Source organism: Coprococcus sp. RTP21281st1_F1_RTP21281_210402, assembly GCF_040915325.1.
GTDB lineage: Bacteria > Bacillota > Clostridia > Lachnospirales > Lachnospiraceae > Coprococcus > Coprococcus aceti.
Window position 1 is genome coordinate 1 of the sequence record NZ_JBCPDQ010000025.1, and the last position, 1,783, is coordinate 1,783.

The 1,783-nt window shown below is 43.9% G+C and carries 1 protein-coding gene and 1 pseudogene; both read right to left on the bottom strand.

All coding sequences use genetic code 11. The features are described 5' to 3' along the window. On the bottom strand, positions 1-1,090 hold a 1,090-nt coding region (locus tag AB5150_RS15630; RefSeq protein ID WP_368292182.1), incomplete at its 3' end, for a mobilization protein. Positions 1,091-1,707: 617 nt separating this feature from the next. Continuing rightward, positions 1,708-1,783: pseudogene (locus AB5150_RS15635) on the bottom strand (RepA protein); the annotation flags it as partial.

A 1,783-nucleotide genomic window follows, 5' to 3' on the forward strand; every position in this document is an offset into this window, starting at 1 on the left:
CGAAACCTCTGCTTCTGGTGATTTGCTTGAGTAGGTCTTTCCCCTCTTCCATAGCTTTTGATATGTTTGGGAAATGATGCCTTAAAGCCTCCAGTTGTTCGGAATTGAACAAGTCTTTCATCTTACCAAGTTCTTTTTTCAATTCCTTGGTTTCGGTCTTTAGTTCTTGGTTCTCCGTCCTTAATCGGTTACTGGTTGTCCTTGCGTTGTCCATTTGTTGTCTATAATACTCCTTGTCATTCTCGGCTTTGAATGCCTTTGTGCCGTTTTGCTCTTTTTCAAGTATAGCCTTTCCCAGTCTATCGGATAGCTGTTCATTTTCCCCCTCTAAAGCCTTTATTTTGGCTTTTAAGGTATCTTTTTCCCTATCGTTAACCGTTTTCCCTATCAAGCCGTAAAACTTCTCTGAAGCCTTAGAAATGAGTTTTTGGACGTTTTTCTTTGTTTCAATGGAACGTAGTTCTTTCTGAAGCTGAAGAAGCTGGTTTTGCACGTCCTTGTGTTTGTCTAATGCACTGGATATATCGTTTGATAGTTCCTGAAGCTGTTCTTTCGCACATTCGGTCTTGTACTGCATAGCCGATAAGTGTTTGCGGTCAGAAGAAACGCCACGTTCCATGCCCAGTGTTTCAGATGCTATGGTTTGGAGTTCTGCCATGTCATCACGCGATAAACGCACGCTTTTCCCATTCGGCTGCGTCCAATCGAAAACTACATGGGCATGAAGGTTAGGTGTCCATTGCTTTGCGTTCATGTATCCTTCGTCCTTGTGTATATGGATTTGAAATGCTTCGATACCGAAACGTTCTTTGCAGACCGTGGCAAACTGCTGGAGTTCCTGCATGGTGGTTTCTTGTTTGATTACTATTACTCCCTCTCGTATGGGTGCGGCTTTAGCCTGCATCTTCTGCCCAACCGTATCGAGATATCTTTGTTTCGCACTCTCCAGCCGATGGGAGATGCTATCTCCAACCCAGCTTTCATTCAAATGACTAAGTTCCGGACGAACATAGTCCAACTCTTTTTCCCTAAAGTTGTGAATCTCGCTCCCCGGCTTCACTGCTTGTACATGAATACTTGTTGCTCCCATAAGTTAACATTTTTGTGACAATCGATAACAGCCGGTGACAGCCGGCTGACAGGGGGTTAAGGGGGCTTGTCCCCTTACACACGTACCCTTTAGGGTGCTAGTGTGCTATCACCATACTGCATAGGTGCGAAGTTAGTGAATGTTTTGTAAATGCACAAATAAAGGGGAAAACATTTGGATTTGCGACAATAAAGTACTACCTTTGTTGCTGACCAAACGGTAGCTGACCGATACGGGAGAGTTGCCAAAATACAAGCCGCTGGAGTTAATTGACGGACATCCGACATCTCCAGCGGCTTTATTTTTGCCTATCTGCTTCGTCTAGGCATACCAGTACCTCTACTAAAAATGTACTTCAAAGATACTTATTTTCTACCGACTTGATAGTTTTTACCCCATATTCTTGGACATTTTTCCCCCATGAGGTTATCTTTGTAGGGTGAAAGAGAAACCCATAAACGGGGATAGATTGAATGCTGGGAAGCATAAACAATCGGGGTAAGGTTAGCGAACCTTGCCTTTCATCCCCCATTATAACTTTACATAGAGGAACTTTATCTATCCCCCCCCGCCCCCAAAGGGGGAGCGACCAAACGGCAGCTTCACTCAATGGAGTGTTACTGTTCATCAAAGCCAAGTGATAATTGTCGTTTCTCTGCTTCTTCTTTCTTTTGGGCAGCTAAAGTCTTTTTC